1 protein-coding gene is annotated in these 688 nt (G+C 70.1%); it reads right to left on the bottom strand.

Annotated features, from left to right (window positions below; translation table 11 throughout):
* Positions 1-688 (bottom strand): hypothetical protein (locus tag CCN51_RS51950; RefSeq protein WP_245881901.1); only part of this gene is annotated, 688 nt, incomplete at both ends.

The raw sequence follows: 688 nt of genomic DNA, 5'->3' as shown, positions 1-688 counted from the left end.
CGCCAGCGACACCAAGGAGGTGGGGGCGAGACGAGATATCGCGGACTACACCTTCCAACGCATCCTGGAGCGCGGCAACCAGCAGGCACCAGCAACGGCGGCGGCCACCAACTAGAAGCCGCCGCCGACGCCTGCTGGTTGCCGCGCTCCAGGATGCGGCGGAAGGCGTAGTCCGCGATATCGCGTCCCGCCCCCACCGCCTTGGTGTCGCTGGTGGTCACGTCCGCGCCGGAGGTGTAGCCGGCGATGGTGAAGTAGGCATAGCGGCCGATGGCGTTGGCGGATGCCTGGCAGTCCGCCTGGCGGCAGAAGACGGGTACGCCGCCGCCGGCGAGGGACGCCACATTGGGCCCCGACTGATTCTTGGCCCGCTCCGCCGCCGCCTTGGTGTCGAAGACGGCGATGCCGACGGTGACCGCGACGCCGTCCTTGGAGAAGGTCGCGCGGAACAACTGGCGGCAGCCGTTGTTGGTGAGGACGGAGCCGAGGCCGCCCTGGGTCGCCGTCGCGCAGTTCTTCGTGGCGGCGGTCGCGGCCTTGCTGTACTCATGGCCGTTCCCGACGGCCTTTTCGCCAGGGAAGAGCGTGCCGGTGCTGATCGGCGCCTTGTCCCGCTTCGCGCTGGAGATGATGTCCAGCGGCTTCGGCGGGGCCGGCGGGGCCACATCGGAGAACGTGGGCTCGGGGG

The sequence above is a fragment of the Streptomyces milbemycinicus genome (genome assembly GCF_002154605.1).
GTDB classification, from domain to species: domain Bacteria; phylum Actinomycetota; class Actinomycetes; order Streptomycetales; family Streptomycetaceae; genus Streptomyces; species Streptomyces milbemycinicus.
Note: the sequence above shows the minus strand (reverse complement) of the source record. Positions and strands in the feature narration are given on the sequence as shown.